Annotated in this window: 5 protein-coding genes; 3 read left to right on the top strand and 2 right to left on the bottom strand. The window is 61.8% G+C overall.

Annotated features, from left to right (window positions below):
• A partial coding sequence (locus tag MOV61_RS29075; RefSeq protein ID WP_247139069.1) for an FAD-dependent oxidoreductase occupies positions 1 to 1,489 on the top strand: 1,489 nt, incomplete at its 5' end.
• A 282-nt stretch (positions 1,490 to 1,771) separates the two neighbouring features.
• Here MOV61_RS29075 and MOV61_RS29070 read toward each other — a convergent pair.
• Both MOV61_RS29070 and MOV61_RS29065 read right to left on the bottom strand, forming a co-directional pair.
• Positions 1,772 to 2,050, bottom strand: coding sequence for a BrnA antitoxin family protein (locus MOV61_RS29070; RefSeq protein ID WP_040124488.1), 279 nt, complete (start codon positions 2,048 to 2,050; stop codon positions 1,772 to 1,774).
• The gene (locus MOV61_RS29065; RefSeq protein ID WP_247139068.1) at positions 2,034 to 2,336 is read right to left on the bottom strand and encodes a BrnT family toxin; all 303 of its coding nucleotides are present in this window, start codon (positions 2,334 to 2,336) and stop codon (positions 2,034 to 2,036) included. Before MOV61_RS29065 ends, MOV61_RS29070 begins: the two co-directional genes overlap by 17 nt.
• Positions 2,337 to 2,872: 536 nt before the next feature.
• On the opposite strand from MOV61_RS29065, the gene MOV61_RS29060 reads away from it, so the two are divergent.
• Both MOV61_RS29060 and MOV61_RS29055 read left to right on the top strand, forming a co-directional pair.
• Entirely contained in the window at positions 2,873 to 3,202 is a 330-nt protein-coding gene (locus MOV61_RS29060) for a hypothetical protein (protein WP_247139067.1), read from the top strand.
• 111 nt (positions 3,203 to 3,313) lie between these two features.
• The coding region (locus MOV61_RS29055) for a YdeI/OmpD-associated family protein (protein WP_408962447.1) at positions 3,314 to 3,662 on the top strand (349 nt) is incomplete at its 3' end.

Here is a 3,662-nt window from a genome sequence, read left to right as displayed (position 1 = left end):
GCTCTGGCCGGCCGCCCCCGCCATCCTGCGCCGCGAAAGCGCCGGCAATTATCCGGGCGCGCTCGCCATCCTGAAATGCGTCTATGAAGGCCTGCAGCTTCCCTTCGATACCGGCCTCAAGGTCGAGCAGCGGTATTTCACCGAGATCCTGCGCACCACCGAAGCGTTTTCGATGATCCGCTCGCTGTTCGTCTCCATGCAGGAGCTCGGCAAGGGCGCCCGCCGCCCGGCAGGCCAGCCCAAGACCGAATTCTCCAAGATCGGCGTCGTCGGCGCCGGCTTCATGGGCGCCTCGATCGCCTATGTGACGGCCGCCGCCGGCATTCCCGTCACCCTCATCGACCGGGACCAGGAAGCTGCGGACAAGGGCAAGGCCCATTCCGAAAAGCTGGTGGCCGATCAGGTCGGCAAGGGCCGGATGACCAGGGAGGAGGGCGAAAAGCTTCTCGCGCTGATCACCCCAACGCCGGATTACCAGGCGCTGTCGGACGCAAGTCTCGTCGTCGAGGCGGTGTTCGAGGATCGCGCCGTCAAGAAGGCGGTCATCGAGGCGGTCGAAGCGGTCATCCCGCAAACCACCATTTTCGCCTCCAACACGTCCACCCTGCCGATCACCGGCCTTGCGGAGAATTCGAAGCGGGCCGACCAGTTCATCGGCGTGCATTTCTTCTCGCCGGTCGAAAAGATGATGCTGACCGAGGTCATCCTCGGCGAAAAATCGGGAGACAAGGCGCTCGCCGTGGCGCTCGATTTCGTCGCCGCGATCAAGAAGACCCCAATCGTCGTCAACGATACCCGCGGCTTTTATGTCAACCGCTGCGTCTTCCGGTATATCAACGAAGCCTATGACATGCTGACCGAGGGCGTGCCGGCTGTCATGATCGAAAATGCCGCAAAGATGGCCGGCATGCCGGTCGGCCCGTTGTCGCTCAACGACGAGGTCGCCGTCGATCTGTCCCAGAAGATCATGAAGGCGTCGATCGCCGACCTTGGCCCCAATGCCGTCAAGCCGGAGCACATGGCGCTGGTCGACCAGATGGTCGACGTATTCGACCGCCGCGGCCGCAAGAATTCCAAGGGCTTTTACGAATACCCCGCCAAGCCCGCCAAGAAATTCCTCTGGCCCGAGCTGAAGACCCTCTACCCGCAGAAAAAGGCCTCGGAGGTGGATGTTAGCGTCCTCAAACAGCGCCTGCTGGTGACGATCGCGCTCGAAGCCGCCCGCACCGTCGAGGAAGGCATCGTCACCGATCCGCGCGAAGCCGACGTCGGCTCCATCCTCGGCTTCGGCTTCGCCCCCTATACCGGCGGCACGCTCTCCTACATCGACGGCATGGGCGTGAAGACCTTTGTCGCGCTCTGCGAAAAGCTGGCCGCAAGTTATGGGCCGCACTTCAAGCCGACGCCGCTCTTGAAGGACATGGCGGCGAAGGGCGAGACGTTTTACGGGCGGTTTGATCCGTACGCGAAGGTGGGGGAGGCGGCTTGAGGCTGCGACAAGCATTTCAAGGACAGGCTGGACCGGGCCGTGCTGGTCGTATGGAACGGCTGCGGCATGTCTGAGAAACCAGGTACCCAATGCTCGTCGTTGACGGCTGCGTGGATACATTAGGCGCACTCTTTAGCGAAGATCGACCCCGTGCGCCTTTCGTGTCGATAGGAGGAGAAACCGTGCTCACGGCCTATCATGGTTCTCACGGTAGGTGCTTCCGGCCGCCATGTCCTGGCCGACCGGGGTCCTCATTGCCGTGTCCCACGCCGGCTCGAGAGATTATCGCTTTGCTCCAGATGTATCGATCTTCTCGGCAAGCCAGATCTTGATCAGCGACTGGTACGGGACATCACGCTTGCCAGCGGCAACCTTGATCTGTTCCAGAAGCGAGTTCGGCAGACGCAACGAGATCGACGTGGATGACGGCTTCAGGTTCGGCAATCGCACGTTGGCTGCCTTGCTCCAGTCGACATGATCAGCGGAATCATGGTGTTCCCAATAGGTCCGCTCTTCGGCTTCCGTACTGAAGTGCGGCACGGGATCAGGCTTTCTGCTCATAATAGCTCCGCTCCTTCCGGCTCATATCCCGGGCGGAAATCACCCGGATTCTCGTTTCGTTTGCCCGAAGCGTGAAGGTGATATGGAGCAACCTTCCGTCATCGGTCCGACCGAGCGCATGAATGCGCTGCTCGGTAAAGCTATGTCTCAGATCGGGTACCATCAGCAGCGGCTCGTTAAAGAACACCTGCTCAGCTTCGCTCTGGCTGACGTCGTGTTTGTCGGCACTCTTGCGGGCATTTCCTTCGTCCCACTCGAAGCCGACAATCCGTTCCCAATCGATCATTGATGTATATTGCCATAATATACGCCGGGTTCAAGGCCGCAGGAATGGTGAAGGAGGGAAATGCTTTCCAAAACCGGCCCTTCCGGCGCCGCTGCGGCTCAACCGCGGTATCAAAGTCGGCAGACCTGCTTGAATGCCACGTCGTCTCCACTGCGTCCTCGCGGCTTGCTTTTACTGACATTGAGCCTGCCTTCCTGGCGCCGGCTTCTGGCGGTTCGCAATAGGCAAGCAGCCGCCCTTTCTCATCATGTTGACCGCCGCGCCAAGGCCGGATGTCGCGCCGATCCACAACCGTCGGATCGTGATGTTGGACGGAAGGCTGGAGCCATGGGCTCCTTCCACCCAAACCGGAAGGAACTCCTGCGGCCGGGCGATGACGGCGATCTCGCCATCAAGAAGCCCGTTCTGGTTGTCCCATTCCGGCAGCGGCTGCCCACGCCAAGGTCACCCGATTTTGCCACCGCCCCCGCTTCCCGAATCCCGTTTTTCCTTCTATCGTCCCTCGCATTCATCAAGTTCAGGTTGCAGGAGGGGTCATGTTTGAAGCGGTAAAATATCGTCTGGGCGGGTTGCTGGTCCTGGTTATCGGGGCGGCTGTGGGGTGGTCGGCCATATGGCAGCCGCTTCAGCAGGCGGAGTTGGGCGCCGACAGCGTCACGTGGATGCCGCGGATCGTCGTTCTACTGGCGGTCTGCGCGGTTTTCGGTCTCTATTTTCTGTTCACCGGCAACCGCTATCCCTATCGCGATGTCGAGCGCAGCACGTTGACGACGGCGGGGTGGATCTTGTTTGCGATCACCGCCGTGGCGGCGGTCGCGGGTTTCTTCTGGATGGACATGACGTTGAAGTCGCTCGGCTACCACTGATCGCGCGCTGGGCCCCCGGTGCTTGTCATCCGGCGGCCACTCGCCAATCCTGGCAACGCAACGAGCGATAGCTTGCGATCTGGATCGGCAGTTCGCCAACCGGGAACGCCCATGGACCTTGCCACCGAAGCCCTCGCCTTCACCGATCCCGCCGAATGGGCCTCCTGGCTCTTCGCCCGCCACGCCACCTCATCCGGCGCCTGGCTGCGGATCGGCAAGAAGAACCCGAAGCGAACCCTGATCACCATCGACGAGGCGCTGGATGTGGCGCTCTGCCACGGCTGGATCGACAGCCAGCGCAAGGGCTTCGACGCCACCTCCTATCTGCAGCGTTATTCGCCGCGGCGCGCCAAAAGCCCGTGGTCGAAGCTCAATGTCGATCGGGTGGCGGCACTGACGCAGGCCGGGCGGATGCGGCCGGCGGGGCTGGCGGAAGTCGAGGCGGCCAAGGCCGACGGGC

Source organism: Neorhizobium sp. BETTINA12A (assembly GCF_023006485.1).
In the GTDB taxonomy this organism is placed as follows: domain Bacteria; phylum Pseudomonadota; class Alphaproteobacteria; order Rhizobiales; family Rhizobiaceae; genus Neorhizobium.
The sequence above is the reverse complement of the archived record's forward strand: the minus strand, read 5'-3'. Positions and strand labels throughout refer to the sequence as shown.

Coding starts and splice junctions, on each gene's coding strand:
- MOV61_RS29070 (WP_040124488.1), bottom strand. CDS start 2,050: ATGAGCAGAAAGCCTGATCCCGTGCCGCACTTCAGTACGGAAGCCGAA.
- MOV61_RS29065 (WP_247139068.1), bottom strand. CDS start 2,336: ATGATCGATTGGGAACGGATTGTCGGCTTCGAGTGGGACGAAGGAAAT.
- MOV61_RS29060 (WP_247139067.1), top strand. CDS start 2,873: ATGTTTGAAGCGGTAAAATATCGTCTGGGCGGGTTGCTGGTCCTGGTT.